The following is a 1,152-nucleotide window of genomic DNA, read 5'->3' as shown; positions in this document are numbered from 1 at the left end:
TAATGTGATTGAGTTCCTCACTCAAGCTCTGTCTTTAGGAGCTAGACACTGTTCTAACCAATTGTCTCTCATTCCAGTTTTCAAGTAACTGGGGTGGCTTTGTCAACCCCATCACCTGAATGCTTACCTGTCAGGAAAAAGAGTAGTAGCTATCGTCATGAAGGCTTCTACCACTGAAAAAGCCGAAAAAATTGATTATTTACTGACAAATGTGGACTCATCATTAGCAACAGAAAGTTGGTTTATAGAGACATATGCTCAGAGAAACTGGATAGAATTATTCTACCGAGAAGCGAAGTGTTATTTAGGATTAAGAGAATATCAATTCAGGGATAAAAGAAGTCTAATAAGGCATTTTAATTTGGTATTTTGTGCTTATACATTTATAATGTTTAACAAGCTTACGGGGGGATTAAGAAGGCGTTGGTCGAACAAACCTTTGACTACCTTTCCTGAAGCATTAGAGGCATTTCGTACTGCAATATCTTATCGTTTTGTGGAATGGTTGACGGAAAATCGCGACGTATTTATCGCTTACAAAGCTAGTTTGGGGTTTGTTTGGGCTTGATTTTTGTTTAAGTACCGCTAAAAACAAACAGCAGTAGAGGGGGTCTGGTTCGCGAACCAGACCCCCTTTTCCACATCCCGTGAAAAGTCACTGACAGCTGACGGCTGACAGCTGACGGCTGAATGCTTACCACCCTACAAGCTTTCTTTTTAATTTTTAATTTTTAATTTTTAATTACTCAAACCGTTTGAGCTTCATTAATATAAAAAGGATAAACCAGGTTAAACCTAGAATTAGTTACTCGCACCGCATAGGTAATACTTATTAACAACAATCCCTCTATTTCACTGTCCTCAATATTAATTTACTCCACATCTATACGATGCTCATGGTACAACAGGGCATCAGAAATCGTGCCTCGAATTCCCGTAATTAACCCTTGAGTAATTTCCTCAAACAGAAACTGACTCAATTCGCAACCAAAGTCAGGCTGCATAATCCTTTCCCCTGGACGGGTTGACAGGATAATTTCCAAACTTTGGACAATATCCTCCTGATCCGAAACCATCTCCACCGTTCCTGTATCCCGATTAAATGTCGGGGGGAAACTCCATCCTGTCCCTAAAAAAGAGCTGTTTTCTTCC

Annotated in this window: 1 protein-coding gene and 1 pseudogene; one reads left to right on the top strand and one right to left on the bottom strand. The window is 39.8% G+C overall.

Annotated elements, in window-relative coordinates:
- Window positions 1–121: 121 nt before the first annotated feature.
- Window positions 122–568 (top strand): annotated as a pseudogene (locus F6K53_RS44305) (IS701 family transposase); the annotation flags it as partial.
- 304 nt (window positions 569–872) lie between these two features.
- Here F6K53_RS44305 and F6K53_RS44300 read toward each other — a convergent pair.
- Window positions 873–1,152 (bottom strand): GPW/gp25 family protein (locus F6K53_RS44300; RefSeq protein ID WP_293087265.1); only part of this gene is annotated, 280 nt, incomplete at its 5' end.

Source organism: Moorena sp. SIO4A1 (assembly GCF_010672065.1).
In the GTDB taxonomy this organism is placed as follows: Bacteria; Cyanobacteriota; Cyanobacteriia; order Cyanobacteriales; family Coleofasciculaceae; genus Moorena.
The sequence above is the reverse complement of the archived record's forward strand: the minus strand, read 5'-3'. Positions and strand labels throughout refer to the sequence as shown.